Source organism: Paraburkholderia sp. DD10, assembly GCF_049177125.1.
Lineage (GTDB): Bacteria > Pseudomonadota > Gammaproteobacteria > Burkholderiales > Burkholderiaceae > Paraburkholderia > Paraburkholderia terricola.
In genome coordinates, this window is sequence record NZ_CP185392.1 from 2,251,583 (window position 1) to 2,276,671 (window position 25,089).

General features: G+C 63.9%; 24 protein-coding genes. 16 read left to right on the plus strand and 8 right to left on the minus strand.

The genetic code is table 11. The features are described from left to right. Positions 1 to 51: 51 nt before the first annotated feature. The 4 genes from ACOCG7_RS10265 (at position 52) to ACOCG7_RS10280 (ending at position 7,119) form a co-directional block, all read left to right on the plus strand. Positions 52 to 513, plus strand: a complete 462-nt coding sequence (locus ACOCG7_RS10265) for a BON domain-containing protein (RefSeq protein ID WP_073429190.1) — start codon at positions 52 to 54, stop codon at positions 511 to 513. A 1,027-nt stretch (positions 514 to 1,540) separates the two neighbouring features. Continuing rightward, positions 1,541 to 6,316, plus strand: a complete 4,776-nt coding sequence (locus ACOCG7_RS10270; protein WP_421375355.1) for a YadA-like family protein — start codon at positions 1,541 to 1,543, stop codon at positions 6,314 to 6,316. Positions 6,317 to 6,397: 81 nt separating this feature from the next. Beyond that, entirely contained in the window at positions 6,398 to 6,565 is a 168-nt protein-coding gene (locus tag ACOCG7_RS10275; RefSeq protein ID WP_421375357.1) for a hypothetical protein, read from the plus strand. Further along, positions 6,562 to 7,119 (plus strand): OmpA family protein, encoded by a 558-nt coding sequence (locus tag ACOCG7_RS10280; protein ID WP_421375359.1) that lies wholly within the window; start codon positions 6,562 to 6,564, stop codon positions 7,117 to 7,119. The genes ACOCG7_RS10275 and ACOCG7_RS10280 overlap by 4 nt, the downstream gene beginning before the upstream one ends. A gap of 162 nt (positions 7,120 to 7,281) precedes the next feature. Here the strand turns inward: ACOCG7_RS10280 and ACOCG7_RS10285 are convergent, their stop codons facing one another. Then, entirely contained in the window at positions 7,282 to 7,596 is a 315-nt protein-coding gene (locus tag ACOCG7_RS10285) for an antibiotic biosynthesis monooxygenase family protein (RefSeq protein WP_073429191.1), read from the minus strand. Positions 7,597 to 7,769: 173 nt separating this feature from the next. Next, positions 7,770 to 7,988, minus strand: a complete 219-nt coding sequence (locus ACOCG7_RS10290) for a hypothetical protein (RefSeq protein ID WP_083080937.1) — start codon at positions 7,986 to 7,988, stop codon at positions 7,770 to 7,772. A 101-nt stretch (positions 7,989 to 8,089) separates the two neighbouring features. On the opposite strand from ACOCG7_RS10290, the gene cynR reads away from it, so the two are divergent. Next, positions 8,090 to 8,998, plus strand: a complete 909-nt coding sequence (gene cynR / locus ACOCG7_RS10295) for a transcriptional regulator CynR (protein ID WP_083080939.1) — start codon at positions 8,090 to 8,092, stop codon at positions 8,996 to 8,998. A gap of 15 nt (positions 8,999 to 9,013) precedes the next feature. On the opposite strand, the gene ACOCG7_RS10300 is transcribed toward cynR, so the two are convergent. Beyond that, the gene (locus ACOCG7_RS10300) at positions 9,014 to 9,634 is read right to left on the minus strand and encodes a TetR/AcrR family transcriptional regulator (protein WP_421375362.1); all 621 of its coding nucleotides are present in this window, start codon (positions 9,632 to 9,634) and stop codon (positions 9,014 to 9,016) included. A gap of 82 nt (positions 9,635 to 9,716) precedes the next feature. On the opposite strand from ACOCG7_RS10300, the gene ACOCG7_RS10305 reads away from it, so the two are divergent. Beyond that, positions 9,717 to 10,850: an MBL fold metallo-hydrolase gene (locus ACOCG7_RS10305; RefSeq protein ID WP_083080942.1), complete on the plus strand. Its 1,134-nt coding sequence runs from the start codon at positions 9,717 to 9,719 to the stop codon at positions 10,848 to 10,850. A gap of 319 nt (positions 10,851 to 11,169) precedes the next feature. Then, positions 11,170 to 12,204: a glycosyltransferase family 9 protein gene (locus ACOCG7_RS10310; RefSeq protein WP_421375364.1), complete on the plus strand. Its 1,035-nt coding sequence runs from the start codon at positions 11,170 to 11,172 to the stop codon at positions 12,202 to 12,204. Positions 12,205 to 12,253: 49 nt separating this feature from the next. Here the strand turns inward: ACOCG7_RS10310 and ACOCG7_RS10315 are convergent, their stop codons facing one another. Beyond that, a complete protein-coding gene (locus tag ACOCG7_RS10315) occupies positions 12,254 to 13,123 on the minus strand; it encodes a hypothetical protein (RefSeq protein WP_083080945.1) in 870 nt (289 codons plus the stop codon). A 373-nt stretch (positions 13,124 to 13,496) separates the two neighbouring features. Between ACOCG7_RS10315 and ACOCG7_RS10320 the strand changes: the two genes are divergently transcribed. From ACOCG7_RS10320 to ACOCG7_RS10335, 4 genes are all read left to right on the plus strand, one after another. Further along, on the plus strand, positions 13,497 to 14,477 hold the full coding sequence (locus tag ACOCG7_RS10320) for a chromate resistance protein ChrB domain-containing protein (protein WP_421375366.1): 981 nt from the start codon (positions 13,497 to 13,499) through the stop codon (positions 14,475 to 14,477). Further along, positions 14,474 to 15,658: a chromate transporter gene (locus ACOCG7_RS10325; protein WP_421375368.1), complete on the plus strand. Its 1,185-nt coding sequence runs from the start codon at positions 14,474 to 14,476 to the stop codon at positions 15,656 to 15,658. Before ACOCG7_RS10320 ends, ACOCG7_RS10325 begins: the two co-directional genes overlap by 4 nt. Before the next feature lie 33 nt (positions 15,659 to 15,691). Next, on the plus strand, positions 15,692 to 16,951 hold the full coding sequence (locus ACOCG7_RS10330; RefSeq protein ID WP_227470422.1) for an MFS transporter: 1,260 nt from the start codon (positions 15,692 to 15,694) through the stop codon (positions 16,949 to 16,951). A 140-nt stretch (positions 16,952 to 17,091) separates the two neighbouring features. After that, on the plus strand, positions 17,092 to 18,075 hold the full coding sequence (locus tag ACOCG7_RS10335; protein ID WP_084561413.1) for a YncE family protein: 984 nt from the start codon (positions 17,092 to 17,094) through the stop codon (positions 18,073 to 18,075). 80 nt (positions 18,076 to 18,155) lie between these two features. Here the strand turns inward: ACOCG7_RS10335 and ACOCG7_RS10340 are convergent, their stop codons facing one another. After that, positions 18,156 to 18,509, minus strand: coding sequence for a hypothetical protein (locus ACOCG7_RS10340; protein WP_073429200.1), 354 nt, complete (start codon positions 18,507 to 18,509; stop codon positions 18,156 to 18,158). A gap of 326 nt (positions 18,510 to 18,835) precedes the next feature. On the opposite strand from ACOCG7_RS10340, the gene ACOCG7_RS10345 reads away from it, so the two are divergent. From ACOCG7_RS10345 to ACOCG7_RS10360, 4 genes are all read left to right on the plus strand, one after another. After that, complete coding sequence (locus ACOCG7_RS10345; RefSeq protein ID WP_073429201.1) at positions 18,836 to 19,369, plus strand: DUF4142 domain-containing protein; 534 nt, start codon at positions 18,836 to 18,838, stop codon at positions 19,367 to 19,369. Positions 19,370 to 19,373: 4 nt separating this feature from the next. Next, positions 19,374 to 19,745, plus strand: coding sequence for a cupredoxin domain-containing protein (locus tag ACOCG7_RS10350; RefSeq protein WP_073429202.1), 372 nt, complete (start codon positions 19,374 to 19,376; stop codon positions 19,743 to 19,745). Positions 19,746 to 19,768: 23 nt separating this feature from the next. Beyond that, complete coding sequence (locus ACOCG7_RS10355; protein ID WP_073429203.1) at positions 19,769 to 20,473, plus strand: RNA polymerase sigma factor; 705 nt, start codon at positions 19,769 to 19,771, stop codon at positions 20,471 to 20,473. Positions 20,474 to 20,546: 73 nt separating this feature from the next. After that, on the plus strand, positions 20,547 to 20,921 hold the full coding sequence (locus ACOCG7_RS10360; protein WP_073429204.1) for a hypothetical protein: 375 nt from the start codon (positions 20,547 to 20,549) through the stop codon (positions 20,919 to 20,921). Between the two features lie 66 nt (positions 20,922 to 20,987). Here the strand turns inward: ACOCG7_RS10360 and ACOCG7_RS10365 are convergent, their stop codons facing one another. After that, positions 20,988 to 21,401 carry a hypothetical protein gene (locus tag ACOCG7_RS10365; protein WP_073429205.1) on the minus strand — a complete coding sequence of 138 codons (414 nt, stop codon included), beginning with the start codon at positions 21,399 to 21,401 and terminating at the stop codon, positions 20,988 to 20,990. 247 nt (positions 21,402 to 21,648) lie between these two features. On the opposite strand from ACOCG7_RS10365, the gene ACOCG7_RS10370 reads away from it, so the two are divergent. After that, the gene (locus ACOCG7_RS10370) at positions 21,649 to 22,851 is read left to right on the plus strand and encodes an acyltransferase family protein (protein ID WP_421375372.1); all 1,203 of its coding nucleotides are present in this window, start codon (positions 21,649 to 21,651) and stop codon (positions 22,849 to 22,851) included. A gap of 59 nt (positions 22,852 to 22,910) precedes the next feature. Here ACOCG7_RS10370 and ACOCG7_RS10375 read toward each other — a convergent pair whose 3' ends face one another. Together ACOCG7_RS10375 and ACOCG7_RS10380 are read right to left on the minus strand one after the other, a co-directional pair. Next, positions 22,911 to 24,176, minus strand: a complete 1,266-nt coding sequence (locus ACOCG7_RS10375) for an IS256 family transposase (RefSeq protein WP_421375143.1) — start codon at positions 24,174 to 24,176, stop codon at positions 22,911 to 22,913. A 139-nt stretch (positions 24,177 to 24,315) separates the two neighbouring features. Beyond that, positions 24,316 to 25,023: a transcriptional regulator NanR gene (locus ACOCG7_RS10380; RefSeq protein WP_073429207.1), complete on the minus strand. Its 708-nt coding sequence runs from the start codon at positions 25,021 to 25,023 to the stop codon at positions 24,316 to 24,318. Between the last annotated feature and the right edge of the window lie 66 nt (positions 25,024 to 25,089).

Below are 25,089 nucleotides of genomic sequence, written 5' to 3' on the forward strand. Positions count from 1 at the left end.
TCGGAATGCTCGTGAGTGAACAGGCTTGTCAACGGACGCAAAGGAGGCAACATGAGAGCGCTTTTACGATCTATCGCCGCTGCCGCGCTTGGCGCAGCGGCAATGTACTACCTCGACAACAACTCGGGCCGTCGGCGCCGGGCCATGTTGCGTGACAAGCTCGGCTCCACCGGCAGGCGGATCGTGAAGCGGTCGCGCTCACAGGCGAGGCGGGTGGCCGGGTCCGCCTACGGCATGCTGCATCACGCGGTATCGAGCGCGCCGACTTCCGATCAGCAATTGACCGAGCGCGTGCGCGCGCGCCTCGGTCGGACCGTACGCACGCCTGGCGCGATCGACGTGACGGTGGACGGCCATGTCGCGTGCGTCGGCGGCCATGTGCTGGCCGACGAGCACGACAAGGTGATTCGCGAGATACGCGGAGTGCCGGGCATCGAACGCGTCGACGACCGCTTGTGCGTGCATCAGCAGCCGGGCAACGTGCCCGAGCTACAGGGCGCGGTAAGGCACTAATAGGAGCGACGCGCCATTCGCGCGTGCGTGCGAAGGTCGGCACGACGCGCGACGCGTACTCGATCGATCACGCGGTGTTGGCTCGCGCTCGGGCTTCACCGCGCATCCCGTCGGCGGGCGGCGTGCATCGAATAGCACGTCGACGCCGCGCTCCGATCCACTGAAATTCGATCCGCGTGACGGCGACCGGCTCGCTTGCGGCCCCATGCCGAAATCCTTACAAATCCATTAATCCATCCGCACGGTTATTCAATAGCCGGCTTCATGAATGAATTCCCGACTCTCGGCAATCCGCCTCGGCCCACTTCATGGGATGGAATTGAAATTCGTAAAGCCATGCGCTTTCTAATTGCAGCAATTGTTAAACATAGCAATGCTCGGTCCTGACCTAGGGGTTTTAGTAGACAAACCAAAAACCATATGCGAGAGTTTCGCTTAACACTTACTGGAACTTTCCGGCTTGCGCCAAGTCAAGAAACGCCCACTTCGAGGTCAAGATTTGCGTGGTCGGTTCACCCGGTGCGGAACATGTTCGGAACAGAAAAAATGGCGCCGGGAGCGCATGCATGGGCGTTTTCCATGTAGCGCCGGCATGATCGCAGCACTTCATTGGGGCCGGTCACTATGAGCATTCCGGGTAGAACAATTCAAGGAAAACGTTTGGCACGCCAACGACCCCGCTCAGCCAGGCAATTGACGCCCCTTCACGCAATTGACATCAATATGCCGTTGCCTCTCGGACCTTCATAAGCTGATGGTCCGCCGCATTCCGCATCGCAATGCGAATGCAGAAAAAATAGAAACTGTCTAGCCGTTTTTTATCCATACCTTCCTTCTGTGAATTTAACAGTCAGGAGGATGGCGCACGTCCGCTTTTAGCATCTCCAAGCATCAAATATTGAATAAATAAATACAGCTCCCGTTAATAACGCGACGCAGCGCCGAGGTCTTTTCTTTCGATTCATGCATGTCCTCATTCGAAAGGAAGGTGGAAACGCGCGGGCGCAAAACATCGAACAGGAAAAACATGAACAAGGCATATCGGACCATCTGGAACGACGCATTGGGCAGCTTCGTGGCCGCGTCGGAATTCGGCAAATCGCGCGGCAAGGGGAAATCGGGTGCCGGGGCCGCCGTCTGTGACGGCCGTGACCTACATGACGGGCGAAGCAATCAGCGCGACAGGCACGGCGCCAATCCGCGCGCCGTCACTTTATTGTTGTTGATGGGCCTGGGTGGATGGGGTGTACAAGCGCAGGCGCAGGTGAGCTGCTCTGGCGCACCCTACTACTTCTTTAGCGGCAGTGCGTCGTGCATGGGCGTTCAGTCCTCAGCGACCGCCGGCGGGGCCACTGCGGTAGGTTATGGCGCCAGCAGTAGCGGACTCAATGGCGTCGCCGTCGGCTTTCAAGCCATTGCCTCCGGCGTCAACTCGATTAACGTGGGCGCGCGCACCGCTCCGGGTACCGGCGCGACCGCACAGGCGGCGATCGCTATCGGTACGGACGTCACCGCTAACGGTTCGTCGGCCATCGGTATCGGCCTGCAAGCCGTCTCTAGCGGCAACGTGTCGACTGCCGTCGGCCCCTCGGCGAAAGCAACCGGAGACAACAGCGTTGCACTGGGTGCGAGCGCCAGCGCTGCCGCGTCGGGCGCGGTGGCACTGGGCAGCGGAGCCATAGGTTCGCAAGCCAACGGTTTAGCCGTGGGTTCGGGAGCCAATGCCACGGGTGTCAACGCCATTTATCTGGGATCGCGCACCGGCGCGGGCACCGGTTCGTCCGGCACGTCGTCCATTGCGATTGGCACCGACGTCACCTCCAACGCCGACTATGCCAACGCGATCGGCTTTCAGGCGGTGGCCGGCGGGCCCGCCTCCATCGCGATGGGTTATACCGCCAACGCCTCCGGCACACATGCCGTCGCGCTCGGCTTTCAGGCCATCGGCAGCGGCCTCAACTCGGTGTATCTGGGCGCGCGTACCGTCGCGGGCACGGGCGCAACGGCGGACGGGGCCGTGGCCGTCGGCACGGATGTGAAGTCCAGCGGGCTCTCCTCGCTGGCCGCGGGCACGATCGCCGTCGCCTCGGCGCAGAATGCGGTGGCGCTGGGGGCGGGAGCCCACGCCACCGGCCTCAACGCGCTCGGCATGATGGTCGGCTCCAGCGCCAGCGGCGCAAACTCCATCGCGCTGGGTGGGTCCGATTCCGTCGCGGAAGGCGGTTCGTCGGCGCCAGCGGCGGTGGGCGGCGCGGCGGCGGCGGGCATTCGCGCCATTGCGATTGGCGCGGGCGCCAGTTCGGCGGGGGCCTCGTCCATCGCGATCGGCGATTCGGCTCAGACGGGAGCCAATCCCAACGCCATCGCCCTGGGCACGAATGCAACCGCGTCGGCAGGCAGCGCCGTCGCGTTGGGCAATCAGACGGTTGCGAGCAACGGCAATGCGACGGCGGTTGGCTTCACGTCGCAAGCCCTCGCGGCGTCGACCGTGGCGATCGGCGACAGCAACACGGTCGCAGCCGCAGCCGGCGCGGGTTCGTTCGCCGGCGGACAGAACTCGCAGGTGCTCGGCGGCACGGGCGCTGTGGCGCTCGGTCAGGCGCAAACGGCGAGCGGCAACGGCGCGGTCGCGATCGGCGATCCCAATAGCGCGGTCGGCAACGGCGCAATCGCAGTGGGCGCGAACAATACGGCGACAGGCGATGGCGCGGTGGCCGAAGGCAACGGCAATATCGCCAACGGCCAGGGCGCGGTCGCGCTCGGCAACGCCAGCAACGCGAGCGGCGCGAGCGCGCTGGCATTCGGCGATACGGCGGTGGCGAATCAGGCCAATGCGATCGCGCTGGGCGCCGGCGCATCGGCCGGCAATGCGAACGCGGTGGCGCTCGGCTCGGGCAGCACCACGGCGACGGCGGTGGGGACGAGCAGCATCACGGTGGGCGGCATCACGAGCGCCGTGGCGGGCACGACGCCTGGCAGCACCGTGAGCGTGGGTTCGGTCGGCAGCGAACGCACGATCACCAACGTCGCGGCGGGCCGCGTGAGTTCGGGCAGCACCGATGCGGTGAACGGCAGCGAGTTGTATGCGACGAACCTGGCCGTCAACAACCTGACCAACGGCGCCACCGGCCCGTTCGTGTCGAACAATTCGGTGACGTCGGTACAGCCCGTATCGTCGGGCGCGAACGCCGCCGCCGGCGGCTTCGGCGCGTCGGCGACGGGCGCCGCCTCGCTGGTGGTCGGCAATCAGGCAACGGACAATGGCGTCGCCAACTCCACCGTGCTGGGCCAGGGCGCGAGCATCGCGAGCGGCGTGAGCGGCTCGAACGTGGCGCTGGGTCAGGGCTCGTCGGTCACCACCGCCGCGGTGCCGACGGGCAGCGGCGTCATCAACGGCACCACGGTGACCTACGCGGGCGGCACGCCCGCCGGCGCGGTCAGCGTCGGCACGGCGGCCGCGCCGCGTCAGATCACCAACGTGGCGGCCGGCCAGGTGAGCGCGGCGAGCCTGGATGCGGTGAACGGCTCGCAGCTCTTCGCCACCAATACGGCGATCACGACGGTCGGCACTCAGGTCACGAACCTGGGCAACAGCGTGGCGTCGAGCCTCGGCGGCGGCAGCACCTACAACAGCACGACGGGTGCGCTGACCACCAGCCTGAGCTACGGCGGCAACACCTATACGTCCGTGCAGAGCCTCGTCAACGCGTTCACCGGCGGCGGCACGACGCCGGGCATCAAGTATTTCCACGCGAACTCCACCGCGCCCGACAGCCAGGCGCTCGGCGCCGACAGCGTCGCGATCGGCCCGAATGCGGTTGCCAACAACGCAGGCGATATCGCGTTGGGCTCCGCCTCGCAGACCACCGCGGCAACGCCCACCCCGAGCACGACGATCAACGGCACGGTCTACGGCTTCGCGGGCGCCGCGCCGACCAGCGTGGTGAGCGTGGGCGCGCCAGGCGCCGAGCGGCAGATCCAGAACGTCGCGGCGGGTCAGGTGAACGGAGCCAGCACCGATGCGGTGAACGGCTCGCAGTTGTACGCGACGAATCTGGCGGTGGACAACCTCGCCAGCGTCGTGACGGCCAACAAGACGCACTACTACAGCGTCAACGACGGCGGCACGCCAGGCGGCAACTACAACAACGACGGCGCCAGCGGCAGCAACGCGCTGGCGGCCGGCATCGGCGCGACCGCAACCGGGGTGAGCAGCTTCGCCGGCGGCAACGGCGCTGCGGCGCAGGCGGACAACGCGCTCGCGCTGGGCGCGCTGTCGAACGTCTCGGTGACCGGCGGGGTCGCGATCGGCTCCGGCGCGATCTCCGATCGCGCGGTGCTCTCGGGCGTTGGCTCGATCGCCAACGGCACGCACGCGATTCCGTTCAACACGTCGGATCAAACCTTGCTCGGCGCCGTGTCGTTCGGCAGCGCGGCGGGCAACACCTATCGCCAGTTGACCAACGTCGCGGACGGCACGCAGGCGCAAGACGCCGTCACCATCAGGCAGCTTGCCGGCGCGCTGTCGTCGTTCGCCGTGACCGGGCAGTTGTACTTCCACGCGAACTCGGCCGCGGCGGATTCGCTCGCCGTGGGTGCGGAGTCGATCGCCGTCGGTCCGACGACGGTGGTCAACGGCGACAACGGCGTGGGCATCGGCAACGGCGCGATCGTCGATGCGACCGCGCCGGGCGGCGTCGCGATCGGCCAAAGCGCGAACGCGGCGCAGGCGGACGCGATCGCGCTCGGCAGCGGCTCGATCGCCAGCGGCGCGCAATCGATCGCGCAAGGCGCGAGCGCGAGCGCGGCGAATGCAGGCGGTATCGCGATCGGCTCGGGCGCGCAAAGCAGCGCGATCGACGCGCTCGCATTCGGTTCGGGCGCGCAGAGCAGCGCGACCGGCTCGGTCGCGCTCGGCTCGGGCGCGAGCGCGTCGATGGCGAACAGCGTCGCGCTGGGTGCGGGATCGGTGACGACGGTCGGCGCGTTGAGCAATTACATCGCGTATGGCTTGAGCAGTCCGCAGTCGTCGGCGGGCGAGGTCAACATCGGCAACCGGCAGATCACCGGCGTCGCGGCCGGCAAGGCCGGAACCGATGCGGTGAACGTGTCGCAACTGGATGCCGTCTCGACCCAGTTGACCTCGCTGATCAACCAGCGGACCAGCAATACCGGCGGCAGCTTCACGTCCACGCCGGGCACGCCGGCGCCGCCGGCCTCCAGCGGCTCGAATTCGTCGGCGGGCGGACAAGGCGCGACGGCTTCCGGTTCGAACAGCACGGCGGTCGGCAACAGTTCGCAAGCCAGCGCGACCGGCGCGACCGCGGTCGGCGTGGGCGCGGCCGCTACCGGGAATAACTCGGTGGCGCTCGGCGCGGGCAGTACCGACGAGGGCCGCAGCAACGTCGTATCCATCGGCTCGACTTCCGATCCGCGGCAAGTGGTGAACGTGGCCGCGGCAACCCAGGGCACCGACGCGGTCAATCTGAATCAGCTCAATGCCGGGCTTGCGCAAGCGAATGCCTATACCGATCAACGGATCAATCAACTGCAATCGGGCGTGAACTCGGTCGCGCGCAACGCCTATTCCGGCATTGCCGCAACCACTGCCTTGACGATGATTCCCGAGGTCGACAAGGACAAGACCTTGTCGTTCGGCATCGGCACGGCGGGCTTCCGGGGTTATCAGGCGGTGGCGCTCGGGGGCACCGCGCGCATCACCGAGAACATCAAGATGAAAGCGGGTGTCGGCATGAGCCCTGGCGGCACCACCTTCGGCATGGGTGCGGCCATGCAGTGGTAACGCGCGGACCGTCATCGCTCGAATGCGAACGCGATCGTGCGTTCGCAACGCAAGCACGAAACAACAAGTGTGGAGAACAACATGAAGCAGCTTTCTGGATGGGGCTTATCGCTGAGCCTTGCTTTTCTTGCCGGATGTTCGGCTGCCTCCGGGCCGACCTTCAACGCTTATACCCTCACGGCCGAGGACGGTTCGAAGCTTCATCAGGTCGAATGTCATGGTCTTTTCGAGGGCCCGCGACCTGCATGAAGGTGGCTCAAAAGATCTGCCGCGGAGAACCGGTTCGCGCGGTGCAAAAGGTGGGGGCCCTGCAAGCGGACAATGAGGAAACCGATGTCACGCGGCGACTCACCTTCGCGTGCGGTGCCGCGCCGGGTGCCGCGCCCGCTGCGGCTTCGCAGCCCGCCGCAGCCGGGCCGCAAACGGTCGCCCGCTTCGCCTTGCAAACCGATGCGCTGTTTGCCTTCGGACAGTCGAGCCTCGCTTCGATCTCGCCTGGCGGAGCGGCAGGCCTCGAACAGGTCGTCACGCGTATCAAGCAGTTGAAAGGGGTGGAGTCGATTTCGGTCGTGGGCCACACGGATCGCATCGGGCCCGAGACGGTGAATCAGCGGTTGTCGCTGGCACGCGCCGAGACGATACGTGAATACATGATCGATCACGGACTGAACGGCGAAACGATTCACACGGCGGGAGCGGGTTCACGCGAGCCGGCAAGCCAATGTCCCGCCGGCGAAAGCCGCGCGGTTATCGCTTGCCTTCAACCGGACAGGCGCGTCTCGATCGAAGTACGGGCGCAGTGAACGCAGTGAAATGACTCAGGACTCAGCGCCGAACGGACTCGCGATGAACGCGCGAGCCGCCAGCGCTGATCGGAACGGCCCGGCTTGCGCGCATGCGACGGGCCACTGAAGCGGCCTGCCTGCGTTGGCTACAGATGGCGCAACGCGAGCCGCAAGGCCGGCTTACTTGACTGTCTGCAGCACTTCGAAGCCTTCGAATTCCGGGTGGCCGAGATACAGCGATCGGGTGCCGCCGCCGGCGTTCCGGTGCGCAGCGCGGAATGCCTCGGATTGCGTCCAGCCTTCGAACGCCGCATGGTCCCGCCAGATCGTATGGCTGGCATACAGAACGTGGTCTTCTCTTTGAGGGCCCTTCAGCAGATGAAACTCCACGAAGCCCGGCACTTCCTTCAGATGCGTGTCGCGGCTGGTCCACAACTGTTCGAACTCGGGTTCAGCCCCGAGCGCCACCTTGAAACGGTTCATGGCGATGTACATGTCCGATGTCCTTTGACGAAATGATGCGATGCTGGATGCACGACGATGACCGCCTGATTCTAATCGGTCTTGCTAGCCGTTGAGGCCGTGCGTCCAGCATGAGCGCATCAAGGCGCGCCTGCGCGCCACGCGCTCAGGTTGCGCCAGGACAATCGGATGGCACCTGTCCCCTGTCATCCAATCCCGACATTGGACGGGCGATGCCGTGGGAGCCGCCGATCCCGCCGTACCGCCCGCCGTGCCGGATTCACATCGTCCTCGCCGAGATGGGCGTACCGGCCGTGACGCGTGCCCTTCTGTATGACCTCGTCGGAAAGGGACTGCGCGATCAGCCACGTGGCCAACGCACCCGCAAAAATTGCCGCCATTGAAGCAACGATCAGGTTTTCCATGCCGAACCCCCGTGAACTTTCAATCGATTGTGGGCGCGCTTGTCTATATAGTCCAAGACGCGTTTAAAATGGATTCGATAAGCAAATCTTATGGGCCGCGCATGATACTCCGCCACATCCGTTATCTGCTCACGGTCGCCGACTATCGCAACTTCACGCGCGCGGCCGACAGCCTGCATATTTCGCAGCCGGCGCTGTCGCAGCAGATTCGCCAGTTGGAAAACGATCTCGGCGGTCAGTTATTCGACCGCAGCGGCCGTGTGGTACGGCTGACGGATTTCGGCGCCATCTACGTGGAATATGCGCGCCGCGCGCTGCTGGAACTGGAGGCCGGCCAGCGCGCCTTGCATGACGTGCGGGACCTGTCGCGCGGACAACTCAGGCTCGCGTTCACGCCCACGTTTACCGAGTACCTGGTAGCGCCCGCCGTCGACCACTTTCACTCCACGTATCCCAACATCGTGATCGACATGATGGAGATGTCGCTCGAAGCGATCGAAAGCGGATTGAGTGAGGACCGGATCGACCTGGCGATCGGATTCACGGACCTGCGTTCGGACGATATCGATACGCAACCGTTGTTTCTGGAGCGGATCACCCTGGTGGTGAGCGACCGGCATCCCGTGGCCGCACAGCATGCCCCCGTCGTGCCGGCGCAACTGGCCGCGCTGCCTCTTGCGCTGTTGGGCGGCCAGTTCGTTTCGCGCTTTTATATCGACAGCTATTTCGAGTCGCAAGGGATCAAACCCAGCGTTGCGTTGCAGGCGAATTCGATCAGCGCGCTGCTGAAGATCGTGCGCGGCGGGAAGGTTGCCACGCTGCTCCCCGGTGCGCTGCGCTACGAGCATCGCGATCTGAAGTACATCCCGCTCGAACCGGAATTTCCCGCTCGAACGGTAGCCTTGCTCACGCGCAAAGCCGCCTATCGGACAGCGGCCGCCGCCGCGTTCTCCGACGCATTGAAAGCGATGCTGGAAACGGGCGCATTGTCGTCGCTGCGTGCCGAATAGAAAGCGCGCCGCCCCTCACGTATAGCGCGCAAGAAACATATCGGCCGCGGACTCCGCGACATCCTTCTGTTCCCGTTGACTCAGACGCGGTTGCCCCATCGTCACCTGCGGCCAGAACGCGAACGCCTTCACGAGACCTTGCAACTGCTGCGATGCGAATTGCGGGTCCGGCGTTTTCAGTCGGCCGTCCGCGGCGGCGGCGCGGATCCATACCGTCAGGTCTTCCTCGCGCTCGCCCATGCGCGCCACCATGTCCCGCGCGCGCTCGGGTGAATGAATGCCCGCCGCGATCGCCACGCGCGCGAGCGACAGAAACGCGTCGTCGTTCAACAGGCTCAGCGTGCGCGACAGCAGCCGCAGCAACTGCGCGCGCAAGGGCTTGTCGGCGCGATAAGCGGGCGCCTCCACCGCGTCGCTCGCATTCCATAACTGTTGAAGGATCGCGGCGAACAGCGCTTCCTTGCTTTCGAAATGGTTGTAGACCGTGCGCTTCGACACGCCCGCGCGGGCCGCGATGCGGTCCATGCTGGTCGCGTCGAAGCCGGCGGCGAGAAATTCCTCGATAGCCGCGGCGATGATGGCCGCGCGCTTGCGATCGGTCAGGCGTTCAAGGGAGAGGGAGGCAGCGTCGTTCATCGCTAAATTTTACACCGGACGGTTTACTTTTCCCTGAAATAAATTACACTGGCCAGTCTACTTTTGGCGAATGGACATTCCTATGACCTCGATTACCGGCTTCCTCGACCGTGCGTTGGGCCTGAACGCGGCGCGACGCGGGCGTGAATTGTCGCGCTCGTCGCCACAACACGATGGCGAGCGCTTTCGCAACGTGAAGCCGCGTCCGGTCGAAGGCATCGGCAAGACCTTGAAGATTGCGTGGAACGTGCTGTTCCGCAAGCCGGACGGCACGGTGCCGGCAGGCACGCTGCCCGTCGACGCGCTCACGCGCGAGCAGCTCGAGGCCGCGCCCGACCGCAGCCTGTACCGTCTCGGGCACTCGACCATGTTGCTCAAGCTGCGCGGCCAGTTCTGGCTGACCGACCCGGTTTTCGCCGAACGCGCGTCGCCGTTCCGGCGCTTCGGCCCCAAGCGTTTTCATGCGCCGCCCATCGCGCTCGCGGATTTGCCGCCGCTGCGCGGCGTGATGCTGTCGCACGATCATTACGACCATCTGGATCGCGAGACCGTGCTCGCGCTCGCCGCCACAACCGGCGTGTTCCTGACGCCGTTGGGCGTCGGCGACCGGCTGATCGAGTGGGGTATCGATGCCGCGAAAGTCCGTCAGTTCGACTGGTGGCAAGGCGTCGACATCGACGGCCTCGCCTTCACGGCCACTCCCGCGCAGCACTTTTCCGGGCGCAGCCTGTTCGACGGCAACAGCACGTTGTGGGCTTCATGGGTCATCGTCGACGACGATCTGCGCGTGTTCTTCAGCGGCGACACCGGTTACTTCGACGGTTTCCGGACCATCGGCGAACGGCTCGGCCCGTTCGACGTCACGCTGCTGGAAACAGGGGCCTACGACGCGCAATGGCCCTATGTGCACATGCAGCCGGACCACACGATCCAGGCGCACGTCGACCTGCGCGGCCGCTGGCTCGTGCCGGTTCACAACGGCACCTTCGATCTCGCGATGCACCGCTGGCAGGAGCCGTTCGAGCGCGTGATGGGGCTCGCCGCCGCGCAGGGCATTCCCCTCTCGACGCCCCGCATGGGCGAGCGGCTGGACCTCGCCTCGCCGCATCGCGGAGAGCGGTGGTGGCGCAATGTCGTCGAGGTTCTGGATGCAGCCGGCACGCCCCGGCGACGGTTCTCCTGCCGCAATGCGGGCGAGGCCAGGCTCCAGGACTAGGTTCAGGGCGGGATGCGCGTGCGCATGAGCGCGCCTGCGTTGCAATCGTCCAATCAGGAAGCCGCCGCTTGGCGCGAGCGGCGGCGCCGTCGGCTCAACGTAGACGTAGAATGCGCGGCATCCGGTAAGCTGTCGCAATGGCGCCGCGCGTCGATTCAGCGGCACGCGGTTGGGAGCATCCGCATCGTCATGCCGGAATCCCGTTACCAAACCGAACGTCTCGACGTTCCGGCAAGCTGGCGGTGCGCGTTCGCAACGGTTCTCGGCTGCACACGGCCGCCGGTTTTCCCGAACGAATCGAGACCGATGGAAACACTCAATGATCAACTATCTGGATCCGGTATCCGCACTCACGAACGCCGGCTCCCTGCTGTCAGCCGATGACAGCATCGTGGCGTCCTACGACCTGGAAGTCGGCGGCGTTCCCGCCGAAGGCTACCGAAGCCTGACCTGCGATCCGGCAATCAGAAACGCCAACGCCGCGCCGTTCGAAATCGACTACGCGCGCGTCGCGAGACTTCACGTGATCAACGGAATGGGCGTCACGCTCGGCGACTCGATCATCGGCCTCACCGCGCTCGCCGCGATCAAACGCGCGCATGCGGGAATCTCGATCAGCCTTTATCGCCCGCACAAGACGCCGGATTACGTGAAGCAACTGTACGAACTGGCCCAGCCGGTGATCGGACAGACGATCGATCTGCCCGTGCCTCTTGCGTCGATCCCCGACGACGAACTACGGATCGATATCGGCAATCATCTGTTCTGGCCGAACTTCTCGCGGATGCCGATGATCGACTTCTTTCTGTGGTCGTTAGGCGTTTCGCCAGACAAGGTCGATGCCCATGCATGCTCGAATGACTGGCTGAGGGAAGTTGCGCTGCCTTCGTTGGAAAAAGACGCGCAGCCCTGCAAGTACGTGCTCTTTTGTCCTGCGGCCAGTACGCCGGTTCGAAGTATCCCCGAGCCGGTTCACGCGGAACTCGTCGAGCGGATGTGGCGGAAATTTCAATTGCCGGTGCTCGGATTCGGACGGGTCGAGCACCCTCGCTACACCGACATCACGCACCGCTCTGCGAACACCGCCGCGTTTCTCGCATGGGTGAAGGGCGCGCGATTTCTTCTGACATCGGACACGGCCGCGGTGCATATCGCGGCGGGCTTCGACGTTCCCACCGTTGCGTTCTTCACGACGATCCCGGCGAAGATGCGGGTTCGCGACTATCCCCACTGCGTTCCAGTGGATCTGCCGCTTCCTGAACTCGCGGGCATCCAGGCAAGCGGACGGGAGGCCGACCTCCAAAGCGTGAAGCAGGCATATCGTGCGTTGCTCGATACGCACTGGGAAATATGAACGACAACGGACCACGGCGAGCGCTGGTACGCCGTGGTCCTCGAGCGGCTTACTGCTTCAGCAATTGACCGTAGGCGACCAACGAGTTGTCGGTTGCCTTGATCAGATACATGATTGTCCGCTGGTACAACGTCGTGCTGCCGGAAACCGGCAGGAACGTGATCGCCGCATTACCCGTATAGGTCACGCCCGAAGCCAGCGTGCAGGTGCTCGTCGTGCCGGTCGTCGTCATCGTGTAAAGGTTCTTGTTCGAGCCTGGCGTGGTCAACACCAACGTGCCCGAGACACCGCAGCCGAGCAGGTTGCCGGTGAAGCCGCCCGCGTCGTCGATGGTCAGGCTCGTCGTGTTTTGCGCCCACGTGCCCGTCACACTCGACTGCGTGACCGCGAGCGCGTTCGCCGGGTCGTAGTTCAAGGACAGATTCACGGTGTTGCCGTTCGCGACGTAGCTGCCGGTCAGGGTCTGATTCGCGCTGAACGTGCCGCTTCCCGACGTGGCCGTAAAGCGCAGGCCGCCGAAGGTCTCGAAGCCGCTCGTCAAGGTCCAGTTCGGTGCAGCGGTCGTTGCCGTGCCGAAGAACGTCGACGTGACGACGTTGAACAGGCCGCTCGTGTACGAGAGGTTGTTCGCCGGGTCCACGAAGGCCGTCGTGCGGGACGACGACGATTGCGTCCAGATGCCTTCGAAGCCATTGCCCGTGGCGGCAGTCGAACCGGACTGCGGAGCCGTCAGGCTCGGCAGTGTCTCGCCCGAGACGACGGGCGTCGACACGGGCGCCGAGGCCGGCGCCGGTGCGCTGGCGCTCGAGGCCGGCGCAGCGGCGGACGACGAACTGTCGCCCCCGCCCCCGCCGCACGCGGCGAGTGCGAATGAACCCAACAAGGAAATTACTAAAGGTAGTCTTTCTTTCATTTTCATTATGGTATTTAGCGTGCGGATTGTTAATCCGGCAAAATGATTGTTCAACTCTCGATATGCCCGCGCAAAATCGCGCAGCCGTTTAAACGGCAGGAAAATAGAAATCTTTAGCGTGGGCTGAGGAAATATTCTCTCAGCGGTGCTGGTCGGATCTTCGCGGTCCGATGGACGTGTGCCGGCATTGAATGCGAACTGCATAAAACGTTTGCACGCGTTTTGAATAAACAGCCCGGTATAACGGGTGAAACTACTCATCGGACGGCATGAGGTTTCGGGAAGGCGCGGGCGACACGCCACCGAAAACCGATAATCCTTGCCTGGACGAACATCAAAAATCTTGTAGAACCTGCAACACAGATGTAGTTTACGTCACATGACTACACTCACCACCTGGTCCCTGCTGGTTCTCACGCTCCCCACCGAAAACGCCACGGCCCGCATGCGTTTCTGGCGCGCGCTAAAAGCGAAGGGATGTGCCGTCCTACGCGACGGCATCTACCTGCTGCCTTATACCGAAGAGCGCGAGCAGATGCTGCGCGAGCTGGCGAGCGCCATCGCGGACAGCGGCGGCAACGCGTATCTGCTGCGCGCGCCGAGCCTCGATGCCGTGCAGGAAGCGGAATTCCGGGCGCTGTTCGACCGCGCTGAAGACCACGCGGCGTTCATGCGTTCCCTGAAAGACGCACGCAAGACGATCTCGGGCCAATCCGCAGCCGATCTCATCCGGTTGCGGCGACGCTTGCGCAAGGACTACGAGACCATCGTCGCGACCGACTACTTCCCGGGCGACACCGCAACGCGTGCGCAAGCCGCGTGGCAAGACTTCATCGGGCTGGTCGACACCGTGCTTTCGCCGGGTGAGCCTCATTCGGCCGAGCAGCCCATTCGAAGCCTGTCGGCCAGCGACTATCAAGGACGCACCTGGGCCACGCGGCAGCATCCGTGGGTCGATCGTGTCGCGAGCGCCTGGCTGATCCGGCGCTTCATCGATCGCGACGCACGTTTCATGTGGCTCACGTCACCCAGTGCCTGCCCCGCTGACGCACTCGGTTTCGACTTCGACGGCGCCGCGTTCACGCACATCGGCGAATGCGTGACGTTCGAGGTGCTGATCGCGAGCTTCGGGCTGGAGAAGGAGCCCGCGCTGCTGCGGATCGCAGAGATGGTTCACGCGCTCGACGTGGGCGGCGCCGCCGTTCCCGAGGCCGCCGGTTTCGAAGCCGTGATGGCCGGCGCAAGCGAACGCGCGGCGCACGACGATCAGTTGCTCGATGAAATGAGTCGCGTGCTGGATTCGCTCTACACGCACTTCACGTCGGCCGCGAAAAGCCGGGACGCCGGAGGGCGATCATGACTACCACGACGGTGACGGCGCCGGGCTACACGCTCGGCCAGTTGGTGCTGTACATGCTGCGCCTTGGCGCGTTCGGGTTCGGCGGACCCGTGGCGCTGGTCGGGTACATGCACCGTGACCTGGTCGAGGAAAAGAACTGGATCAGCGAGTCGGATTACCGCGAGGGACTGGCGCTCGCGCAGATGATGCCGGGGCCGCTGGCTGCGCGACTCGGCATCTACATGGGCTACGTGCACTATCGGATCGTGGGCGCGACGCTGGCCGGCATCGCCTTCATCCTGCCGTCGTTCCTGATGGTGGTCGGCCTCGGCTGGGCCTACGCCCACTTCGGCGGACTCTCGTGGATGCAGGCCGCCTTCTACGGCGTGGGCGCCGCCGTGGTCGGCATCATCGCGATGAGCGCGTACAAACTCACCATCAGGACCATCGGCGGAAACAGACTCCTGTGGGCGATCTACCTGACGCTCGCGGCGGTAACCGTCATCACCGAATCCGAGATCGCGTGGCTTTTCATCGCGGGCGGCGTCGTCAACTGGTTCGTCGCGGCTCCCCCGAAATGGCTCCGCAAGGGCGGCCTGAATGTCGTTGCCGCCACGCAGTTGCCGGCCGCAAGCGGTGTTCTCAGCGGTATCGACTGGCCTCTGCTCGGCCAGATCGGGCTGTTCTTCATGAAGGCGGGCGCGTTTGTGTTCGGCTCGGGACTGGCGATCGTGCCGTTCCTTTACGGCGGCGTCGTCACCGAGCATCACTGGCTCAACGACAAGCAGTTCGTCGATGCCGTGGCCGTCGCGATGATCACGCCGGGACCCGTCGTGATCACGGTTGGATTCATCGGCTATCTGGTCGCGGGACTGCCGGGCGCCTGCGTGGCGGCGCTCGGCACGTTCCTGCCTTGCTATCTCTTCACGGTGCTGCCGGCGCCGTACTTCAAGAAGTACGGCAAGCTGCCCGCGGTCAAGGCCTTCGTGGACGGCATCACCGCCGCTGCCGTAGGCGCCATTACGGGCTCGGTGATCGTGATCGCACGGCGCTCGATCGTCGACTGGCCGACTGTTCTGCTCGCGCTCGCCACCGTCCTGCTGCTGTGGCGCTTCAAGAAACTGCAGGAGCCGGTCGTCGTCATCGCCGCCGCGCTCATCGGTCTTGCCGTGTACCCGCTGATTCATTCGCACGCCATTTGAGCGCGCGCGCGGACACCCGCGAGGACGACATTCATGGTCACGCGTACGGCGATGAGAGGACTCAGGGCACGGCTGTCCGCCTTGCTCCTTCCCGAAGGCATCGAGCGAGGCGCTTCGATTCTGCTTGCGGCTCGCGCCTTGCGCGGCATCTGCGACGGTTTTATCGCGGTGCTGCTGCCCGGCTATCTGCTGGCGCTCGGCTTTGGGCAACTGGCCGTCGGTCTCATCAGCACGACCACCTTGTTCGGGTCCGCCATCGCAACGGTGCTGGTGGGTTTCGCGGGCAATCGCTTTACGCAGCGCGGCCTGTTGCTCTTCGCGGCGGCGCTGATGATGGCGACAGGTCTTGCTTTCGCAGGCGTGTCTTCGCTATGGCCGCTACTCGTGGTCGCGTTCGTCGGCACGCTGAACCCGAGTTCCGGCGATGTCAGCCTGTTTCTTCCGCTCGAGCATGCGAGGCTCGCCGAGTCCGCAACGGGAGACGCACGAACCGCCCTGTTCGCACGTTATAGCCTCGTCGGCGCGCTCTCCGCGGCAGTGGGCGCACTCGCGGCTGGCCTGCCCGAGTCGATCGCCGCAGGGTCGGCTGCTTCTCCGCTCACGGCGATACGGGCGATGTTCGTCCTCTATGCCATCGCGGGAGCCGTGATCTGGTTCCTCTACCGACGCCTACCGGCGCGCCGGTCCAGGCCCGACACGCCGCGCGTGCCGCTGGGTCCCTCGCGGGGAATCGTCGCGCGCCTTGCCCTGCTCTTTAGTGTCGATGCGTTTGCAGGCGGACTTCTCGTCAACTCGCTACTGACCTTGTGGTTGATCCAGCGGTTCGGACTGTCGCTTGCCGCGGCCGGCCAGTTCTTTTTCTGGGCGGGGCTGCTGAGCGCGGGCTCTCAACTTGCCGCCGCACCGTTGTCACGCCGGATCGGCCTGCTCAACACCATGGTGTTCACGCATATCCCTTCGAGCCTATGCCTGATTGGCGCGGCGTTTGCGCCATCGCTCACGCTGACCCTGGCGCTTCTGCTTGCACGCAGTGCGCTATCGCAGATGGATGTGCCCACGCGCAGCGCCTACGTGATGTCGGTGGTGACGCCCGGCGAGCGTCCCGCCGCGGCCAGCTTCACGGCGGTGCCGCGAAGCCTGGCAGCCGCGCTCGCGCCCACCCTCTCAGGGGCACTGCTGGGCCTTGGGTGGCTCGGCGCCCCGCTTGTCGTGTGCGGCGCGCTGAAGATCGCGTACGACCTGTCGCTGCTCGCCGCATTCCGTCACGTCAAGCTCGACGGAGGTTCATCATGACCGATCGTAATGGCATGGGTCGCCGCTGCTTTGCCTCGTTGTTTGCCTCGTTGTTTGCCTCGTTGTTTGCCTCGTTGTTTGCCTCGTTGTTTGCCTCGTTGTTTGCCTCGTTGTTTGCCTCGTTGTTCGCGGTGGTCTCGATGGCCGCGGTCGCGGCGCTTATCGTCCATGACAGCGCGGCGGCTCATGACAAGCCGGCGGCGACGACGCTGCCGCTGACGCACGTCGCCGACATCCCGCTACCCGGCCGCGCCTCGCGCCTCGATTACGCGAGCTACGACCCGGCCCGGCACCTGCTCTTCATCGCGCACCTCGGCGACAGCGAAGTAATTGTCTTCGATACGCAGACCTCGCGTGTCGTCGGCCGTATCGGCAACATCGCCGCGGTGCACGGCGTTCTGGTGGTGCCCGAGGAGTCGCGCCTCTACGCGTCCGCAACGGGCACGAACGAGGTCGTCGCCATCGACGAGGCCACCCTGAAAATCACCGCGCGCATGCCGGGCGGCGTCTATCCGGACGGAATGGCCTATGCGCCGGAGAACCGGAAACTCTATGTGTCGGACGAGACCGGTGAAACTGAAACGGTGATCGATACCCGGTCCAATCGCCGCATCAACACGATCGCGTTGGGGGGCGAAGCCGGCAACACCCAATACGATGCCGCGTCCCGTCATATCTTCGTCAATGTTCAGACCCGACGGCAACTCGTCGAAATCGATCCGGCGAACGACGCGATCGTCGCGCGGATCGATCTGCCGGGCGCGCGAGGCAACCACGGCCTCCATATCGTTGCGCAATCGCACCTCGCCTTTATCGCGTGCGAAGGCAACGACAGATTACTGACGCTGAATCTGCTCACGAGGCAGGTTGTCCAGTCATTCGAGGTCGGCGGCGATCCCGATGTGCTGGCGTTCGATCCCGGACCGGGCACGCTTTACGTTGCTGGCGAAGCCGGGATCGTATCGATGTTCGCCGTTGGCGCTTCAGCCGTGACGAAAATCGGCGAAGGTCGCATAGGGCCGAACGCGCATGTGGTCGGCGTCGATCCATCGACGCATCGCGTGTATTTCCCCCTGAAAAACGTCGACGGGCATCCCGTACTGCGCGTGATGGCGCCCCGTTGAGGTGTTGTTTCGAAGGAAAGCGATGACAGGCGACTCGCTGATCCGCACCGGGGCATCCTGTGGTCGGCAGTTAATCGCGCTCACTTCCCCGCACCCGTCGCCGGCACACAAGTCAGCATCAACGCGCTCCCGTTGCCCGCTTCGGCACTTAGCATCGCGCGATGAAACTCGCGGTGATCGCATGACCATTCGGCGATGAAGTCCGCGGCACACGACGCATGGGGCGTGCGAGCGGGCCTGGCCTTCACCACGTAGCGGCATGTTTCGCGTTCGTTGCAGCGCCTCGCGAGATCGCGCGTGACGTTGCCCGTTGCCGCGCCGCAATTCGCGCCATAGGTTGCCGATTCGACACGTATGTGCTGCGCCTGGCCGGCCTGCGCGGCGATGCCGAGCGCGGCCGCACTGACGATTGCAATACGCCCAGGAATGTTCATGCTTGCCTCCCGCATCGGGACGTTGCCTTCGACGGCGCTGCAATGATCGGCGCGCCAGATCGCACTACCGCTACGCGCAAAAGGCAACGCCGGCGATGCCGGCCCGGCGTTCGCGGGTCGCCGCCGTGCATGCGGTAAACGTTAGCGTGGATCGCGTATTCGCGAAAGCGCGAAGTAATCCATCGCTACGGACCCCTGCGCGGAAACCCAAATTCAAATCCGGAACGGGGCATCGACACGCGACATCTAAGTTCATATCCGCGTCGCTGTTTCGTCATCGACGACACCAACCGACGCGACGTGTCGTTATCACCGGGAGAATTCGTATGAGCATCATCAAGACGGGATGGGTCGGCGCGCTGGTCTTGTCCAGTTTCGCTGCGTGGGCGCAAGGCGCCGGGCCAACGGACCCGCAAATCGCGGCGATCGTCGTTACCGCAAACCAGGTCGATATCGACGCCGGCAAGCTCGCGCAGTCGAAATCCAGCTCGAAAGACGTGAAAGCCTTCGGGCAACAGATGGTCACCGACCATGGCGGCGTCAACAAGGCGGCCGTCGACCTGGCGCACAAACTGAACGTCACACCGGAGGAGAACGCAACGAGCCGGAGCCTCAAGCAAGGCGGCGAGGACAATCTCGCGAACCTGAAGAAGCTCGACGGCGCGGCGTTCGACAAGGCGTATATCGATCACGAAGTCACCTATCATGAAAACGTACTCGATGCGCTCGACAAGACCTTGATTCCGAACGCACGGAATGGCGAACTGAAGGCGCTGCTCGTCAAGGTGCGGCCGGCCTTCGTCGCGCATCTGGACCATGCGAAGCACTTGCAGGCTTCGCTGGGCAAGAGCGGTGGCTGAGCGCATGAGTTGGCATGCCGCGAACTTGCGTCGGCGCGGCGGTCCACGCATCGGACCGGCCTGGCTCGCGGGCGCGTTGCTGGCAAGCGTCTGCTTCGCGGCAACGGTCGATGCGAGCGCGTCGCCCAGGACTTATGTCGTCAGCATCGAAGGCATGCGCTTCGATCCGCCGAGGCTGACGGTGCATCGCGGCGACAAGGTCGTCTGGACCAACCGCGATCCGTTTCCGCACACAGTGAGCGCAAGCTCCCATGCCTTCGATTCGCGGAGCATCGCTGCAAACGCATCGTGGACCCACGTCGTGCGCCGATCGGGCAGCTACCCTTACCTATGCCGCTTCCATCCCACGATGCAAGGCACGCTGACCGTGCAATGAAACGGCTGACTTCAGGAGCCATCATGACGAATCCCGCAGCGCGGACGGCGAACCAGGCAGACGACGACCCATCGATCGCCCGTCGCATCGCGGCAGGCGACCGGTCGGCGTTCGAACTGATGATGCGCCGGTACAACCGGCGCCTGTTTCGCCTCGCGCGCGCCGTGTTGCCATGCGACGCCGATGCGGAGGACGCGCTACAGGACGCGTATCTGTCCGCCTATCGGGCAATCGGACAGTTTCGCGGCGACGCCACGCTCTTCACGTGGCTTTCGCGGCTCGTGCTCAACGAATGCTTCGGTCGGGTGCGCCGGCATGCGCGGCGTCAAAACATCATCCCGCTGGTGGACACGAACCCCGATACCGATACCGATACCGAGGCCGATGCGATGGCTGAGCACGATCACGATCCTTCCTATCATGCCGCGGCACGCGCCGAGGTCCGGGTTTTGCTGGAACGTAAACTGGACCGGTTGCCCGCCGCGTTTCGCATCGTATTCATGCTGCGTTCGGTCGAGGAAATGAGCGTCGAGGAAACCGCGTCGTGCCTCGATATTTCCGAGGCGACCGTGCGCAGCCGGCATTTTCGTGCGCGGAGCATGCTGCGCGAGTCGCTCGCGCGCGACCTCGATCTGGCCGAGCGCGATCTCTTCGAATTTGGCGGCGGTCATTGCGACCGGCTGGTTGCCGCGGTGCTGTCGCGCCTGGAGAGCGGCGAGAACGGCTGACCTTCGAGCCATGCCGTGCTCGTTGTCCTGCTCATTGCCCTGCTTTATCCGGCGTTGGATTGGGAGCTACATCATGGAACCCGCATTGGTATTGAAAACGGCAACGGTATTGCTCGCGCTGGGCGCGCTCGGCGGGCTCGTCATGGCCGGCATGCGTTTCGCCGGCCAGCCTCATCCGCCGGCATGGCTTGCCATGCTGCACGGCTCGGTCGCCGCCGCGGCGCTCACGCTGTTGATTTATGCGGCCGCCACGGTCGGATTGCCCGCGCTCGCGCTTGGCGCACTGATCCTTTTTCTGATCGCGGGCGCGGGCGGCGCAGTGCTGAATCTCCGCTATCACTGGAAGATGCTCGCGTTGCCCAAGTGGCTGATCGTGGTTCACGCGGGCGTCGCCGTGTTGGGCTTCGCGCTATTGGTGATCGCGGCGTGGGCCGCGTCCGGCGCATAAGCGGCTCTGGATGCCTGCCGGAGCAAGTGCGCCGCTCGACCGCCGTGCGCCGGTTCAGAAAGAAAGTCAGCGCACGGGTTGACCGACAATCCACGCCCATGCCGCCCGCAGGCGTCGCGCGCGGTCTTCGAAGAGATACGACGCGGCCAGCGCGAATAGCGCTGAAGCCACCCCCGTCAACACGTGCTCGACAATGGGAATGCGATAGTGACTCGCATGCGAATAGGCGTCGCCTAACGTCGTCAGAAAGCCGACCATCAGCGCATTGCTATATCGGTGCGCGAAGAATTTCGCCGCGGGCGTGAACGTCAGAAGTATGGCGAGGAGTCCGGTGAGCAGCCCCGTCTGGAACGCGATGGTCCAATGAGCAAGGCTCATGACATTGCCCCAACTCCCCGGCATGCAGGTCATGCACGCACTGGTCGGCTGCCAGAAACGCTGAATAAACAGCCTGACGCGGCGCTTCCATTCGCTTGACATGATGTATCCCCGTCGAGCCTGCGCATCCATGCGGACATGCTGGAATACTACACCGCGATTGCCGCCGTCCAGACCCGGACCGCCCGCCAATTGTCCGGCTCCAGATGCCATGCGCGGCAGGCGCTTCACGCCGATCAGCCGTGAGTAAAAACGCGGGCTTGAATAGCGGCTCTGCATTGTTTATCGGCTTCGCAATACTTTCGCAATACCTTCGCAATACCATTAATTTCAGCTTTTTTTTCGGTTTTTGTTCTTAACCGCGGAGGTAACATCGTCGCAGCCTGAAAAAGAGGGGCAACCCATGACGATGACCTTGACTCCGCCGGCGTCCGCGAAAATAAGCAAGTCGTTGAAAATAGACGCCATTCGATTCCTTGCGGCGTTCTGGGTCCTGATGTATCACTTTCGTCCGCCCCTCTTCAAGGAGCTTTTGCCGCATCGGCTCGCTTTTTTAGGCGGCGCGTTGTGGTCGGGATCGACCGCGCTGTTTGCGGGTCCGGCAGCCGTCATCGTGTTCTTTGTCATTTCCGGCTATTGCATCCACAACGCGTATCAGAAGGATGTCGCCCTCAAGCCGATCAACTATTACGCGTCCCGATTCGTCCGCATCGGATTGCCGCTCGCGATCCTGCTATGCCTCGTTCAACCTTTGCCGACGGGGCAGAATTATCTCGAGTCCGTGTTGTGGTCGCTTTACTGCGAAATGGCGTATTACGCCGTTTATCCCATCTTGCGCCCGCACTTTCGCTACATCGGCGAAATGATCGTGGGCAGTGCAATGGCGGCCGCGGTCATGGTGACGGTGGTTCGCCAGTTCGGGCATCCCGCCTGTTACGGCTGCGTCTATGAGACGTATCGAATTCCGGGTACGGCTTTACTCTATGCATCGGGATGGATTTTCGGCTGCCTGATCGCGGAAACGCAGCGCAATGCGGAGCAATTCCAGGTTCGCGGCGCGTATTCGCCGCTCACGATGATGATCAAGAACGGGCTTGATCGGACCACGCATTACCTGGCGAACTACCTGATTGCGCTCAGAGTGGCGATTGTCGTGGCCGGCGCGGCGATCATGATCCTGCTGTCCGAATCGAATCTCAAGCCGGCGATCGTGCCGTTGATTACGCCTGATATCACGCTTCCGCTATTTCAGTTTCTCGCGGCAATCTGGATCGCGACGGAAACCGCCACGCCTTCCAAAGCCGGCATCTGGTCCGCACTCGCGGCTTTCGGGGCGTGGTCGTATAGCCTTTATCTTTGCCATAAGATGGCGCTCGCATTGCTGGAAATGAGCGGCTTCGACGGCACGTCACGATTCGCGTGGTTCGTACAGGTGCCATTGGCATTCGCCATCAGTTACGCGTTCTACCGGATGATCGAAAGGCCCTCGCATACGGTTTCGCAACGGCTGCGCAAATACACGCCGAATTCGCCGGCCGCGCCCGTGGCCTGAGCCGCCGAGCCGAGAGATAAGGTCAAGTCTGGTGTATGGGCGGTTAATGGCCGGCGACGTCAAGCGGCGAGTTTCTGCTGAACCGGTTGATCGCCTTGCACCGGCTCGCCGTCCCTGAAGGCAATGCCCTCCAGCAACAGCTTGATCTGCTCAGGGCCGTTGATGCGGCGCCAGGTTTTCTCGGCTTCCTCGATCAGCTTGAATGCCAGACCGAGGAAGGTCGGTCGCGACACGCAGTTGCGCGTGCGCGTGGTGCGATGACGCACGGTCGCGAACGTCGACTCAATCGCATTCGTCGTGCGCAGGTGCTGCCAGTGTTCGGCCGGAAAGTCGTAAAAGGCCAGCAGACTCTCCCGGTCCTTCTTCAGCGTCTCAGTCGCCTTCGGGTATTTCGCCGCATAGACCGTCACGAAACGATCGAACGCGACATACGCGTCGGCGCGCGTCGCGGCCATCCAGATTGCCTGCAGATCCGCCTTCGCGCGGCCTTGCTGCGACTTCGGCAGTGCATTGAGCACGTTGCCCATTTTGTGAAACCAGCAGCGCTGGCCGCGTGTCGCAGGAAACACTTCTTCCAGCGCCGCCCAGAAGCCCATTGCGCCGTCCCCAACTGCCAGGAGTGGTCCGGTCTGCAGGCCACGCGATTTCAGATCGAGCAGCAGCTCCTGCCATGACGCCTTCGACTCGCGATACCCGTCCCCGATCGCGACACGCTCCTTGCGCCCATCCGGCCTGACGCCAATGATCACCAGCAGGCACTGGCCGTCCGAGTTCTCACTACGCAGGCCGGTATGAATGCCGTCGATCCACCAATAGACGTAGCGCGACTTCGACAGATCACGCCGGCTCCAGTTGGCATGCTCATCGGCCCACTGCGCCTTCAGCCGGCTCACCACGTTGGCCGACAGGCCTTTGGCGTCATCTCCCAGCAGCACGCTCAGCGCCTCGCTCATGTCGCCCGTCGAGATGCCTTTCAGATACAGCCACGGCAACGCGGCACTCACGCGCGGCGATTTCCTCACGTACGGCGGCACGATCGACGAATTGAACTTCACACCTGATCCTGATCGATCCCGAACCTTCGGCACCTTCACCGGAATGGGGCCGGCTGCTGTCAGCACCTCGCGCTCCGGCAAATAGCCGTTGCGTACCACGGCACGCTGGCCGTGCAGGGTCTTGACGTTCTCGAACCGTTCCAATAGCGCCGACAGCTCCGCCTCGATGGCCTGCTGAATCACCTGCCGCGCTCCCTGCCGCACCAGTTCGTCCAGACCCAGACCGGCCGCCGATAGACCGACGACTTCTTTTTCCGTAAACTTGCTCATGGTGGATGGTTTGTTGTTTGCTGGTTTCCGACTTCGACAATCAGATTCTCAGCTGAAACCTCCACCGCCTTCAATCTCCCGCCTTAACTCCCCCGTACACCAGTTCCGACCTTAGCTCCCGAGCCGAGCTTCGACACCGCTACGTCTGCCCCAGCGTCCGATACAACTCGTTCGCGCGATTCAGATGCGCGCGCATCGCTTCGGCCGCTCCGTCGCCGTCGTGTCTGGCAATCGCGTCGACGATTCGCTGATGCTCCGACAGCGTCAACTCCTCCGCGCCGGGCGCGCGCACGAGCGGCCGGTAGTACTCGCCCGCCCAGCGAAACAGCGATTCGACAATCGACGGGAAAATCGGATTGCCGCTGATCAACGCGATCTCGCGGTGAAACGCCATATCGCGCTCGATGAACTCCTCCAGATTGACCATCGAGGCACGATGCCGCGCCACGCTGAGTTGCAGACGCGCCACGTCTTCCTCGGTCGCGCGCTCCGCCGCCATGCGCGCGGTGCCCGTTTCGAGAAAAACCCGCGCCTCTTTCAGATGCGCCAGCATGTCGGGATGACTGCGCAGCAGGTGCATCGCGCCGCCGGCGATCTGCGCGATCAACCGGTCGGCCGTGGGCACGACGACTCTCGCGCGCTCGCCGTGCACGATCTCGACAATGCCGGAGCGCTCCAACGTTTGCAGTGCCTCGCGAATGGCGGGCCGGCCCACGCCATAAATTTCCATCAACTCCCGCTCCGATGGAAGCTGCGCGCCGGGCGCGATTTCGCCCGAACGGATGCGTTCCATGAGCCGGTCGACAACTTCCTGATACAGCTTTCGGCGCTGAATGATCTCAGCCATGACATGTCCGCGTAAAACCAAGTGGTGTAATGACCTTACCACGGACACGCCGCCCGATGGAAGGGC

What these genes read in the sequence shown, in the direction of transcription:
- ACOCG7_RS10265 (WP_073429190.1), top strand. Translation starts at nt 52, where the DNA reads ATGAGAGCGCTTTTACGATCTATCGCCGCTGCCGCGCTTGGCGCAGCG.
- ACOCG7_RS10270 (WP_421375355.1), top strand. Translation starts at nt 1,541, where the DNA reads ATGAACAAGGCATATCGGACCATCTGGAACGACGCATTGGGCAGCTTC.
- ACOCG7_RS10275 (WP_421375357.1), top strand. Translation starts at nt 6,398, where the DNA reads ATGAAGCAGCTTTCTGGATGGGGCTTATCGCTGAGCCTTGCTTTTCTT.
- ACOCG7_RS10280 (WP_421375359.1), top strand. Translation starts at nt 6,562, where the DNA reads ATGAAGGTGGCTCAAAAGATCTGCCGCGGAGAACCGGTTCGCGCGGTG.
- ACOCG7_RS10285 (WP_073429191.1), bottom strand. Translation starts at nt 7,596, where the DNA reads ATGTACATCGCCATGAACCGTTTCAAGGTGGCGCTCGGGGCTGAACCC.
- ACOCG7_RS10290 (WP_083080937.1), bottom strand. Translation starts at nt 7,988, where the DNA reads ATGGAAAACCTGATCGTTGCTTCAATGGCGGCAATTTTTGCGGGTGCG.
- cynR (WP_083080939.1), top strand. Translation starts at nt 8,090, where the DNA reads ATGATACTCCGCCACATCCGTTATCTGCTCACGGTCGCCGACTATCGC.
- ACOCG7_RS10300 (WP_421375362.1), bottom strand. Translation starts at nt 9,634, where the DNA reads ATGAACGACGCTGCCTCCCTCTCCCTTGAACGCCTGACCGATCGCAAG.
- ACOCG7_RS10305 (WP_083080942.1), top strand. Translation starts at nt 9,717, where the DNA reads ATGACCTCGATTACCGGCTTCCTCGACCGTGCGTTGGGCCTGAACGCG.
- ACOCG7_RS10310 (WP_421375364.1), top strand. Translation starts at nt 11,170, where the DNA reads ATGATCAACTATCTGGATCCGGTATCCGCACTCACGAACGCCGGCTCC.
- ACOCG7_RS10315 (WP_083080945.1), bottom strand. Translation starts at nt 13,123, where the DNA reads ATGAAAATGAAAGAAAGACTACCTTTAGTAATTTCCTTGTTGGGTTCA.
- ACOCG7_RS10320 (WP_421375366.1), top strand. Translation starts at nt 13,497, where the DNA reads ATGACTACACTCACCACCTGGTCCCTGCTGGTTCTCACGCTCCCCACC.
- ACOCG7_RS10325 (WP_421375368.1), top strand. Translation starts at nt 14,474, where the DNA reads ATGACTACCACGACGGTGACGGCGCCGGGCTACACGCTCGGCCAGTTG.
- ACOCG7_RS10330 (WP_227470422.1), top strand. Translation starts at nt 15,692, where the DNA reads ATGGTCACGCGTACGGCGATGAGAGGACTCAGGGCACGGCTGTCCGCC.
- ACOCG7_RS10335 (WP_084561413.1), top strand. Translation starts at nt 17,092, where the DNA reads ATGGCCGCGGTCGCGGCGCTTATCGTCCATGACAGCGCGGCGGCTCAT.
- ACOCG7_RS10340 (WP_073429200.1), bottom strand. Translation starts at nt 18,509, where the DNA reads ATGAACATTCCTGGGCGTATTGCAATCGTCAGTGCGGCCGCGCTCGGC.
- ACOCG7_RS10345 (WP_073429201.1), top strand. Translation starts at nt 18,836, where the DNA reads ATGAGCATCATCAAGACGGGATGGGTCGGCGCGCTGGTCTTGTCCAGT.
- ACOCG7_RS10350 (WP_073429202.1), top strand. Translation starts at nt 19,374, where the DNA reads ATGAGTTGGCATGCCGCGAACTTGCGTCGGCGCGGCGGTCCACGCATC.
- ACOCG7_RS10355 (WP_073429203.1), top strand. Translation starts at nt 19,769, where the DNA reads ATGACGAATCCCGCAGCGCGGACGGCGAACCAGGCAGACGACGACCCA.
- ACOCG7_RS10360 (WP_073429204.1), top strand. Translation starts at nt 20,547, where the DNA reads ATGGAACCCGCATTGGTATTGAAAACGGCAACGGTATTGCTCGCGCTG.
- ACOCG7_RS10365 (WP_073429205.1), bottom strand. Translation starts at nt 21,401, where the DNA reads ATGTCAAGCGAATGGAAGCGCCGCGTCAGGCTGTTTATTCAGCGTTTC.
- ACOCG7_RS10375 (WP_421375143.1), bottom strand. Translation starts at nt 24,176, where the DNA reads ATGAGCAAGTTTACGGAAAAAGAAGTCGTCGGTCTATCGGCGGCCGGT.
- ACOCG7_RS10380 (WP_073429207.1), bottom strand. Translation starts at nt 25,023, where the DNA reads ATGGCTGAGATCATTCAGCGCCGAAAGCTGTATCAGGAAGTTGTCGAC.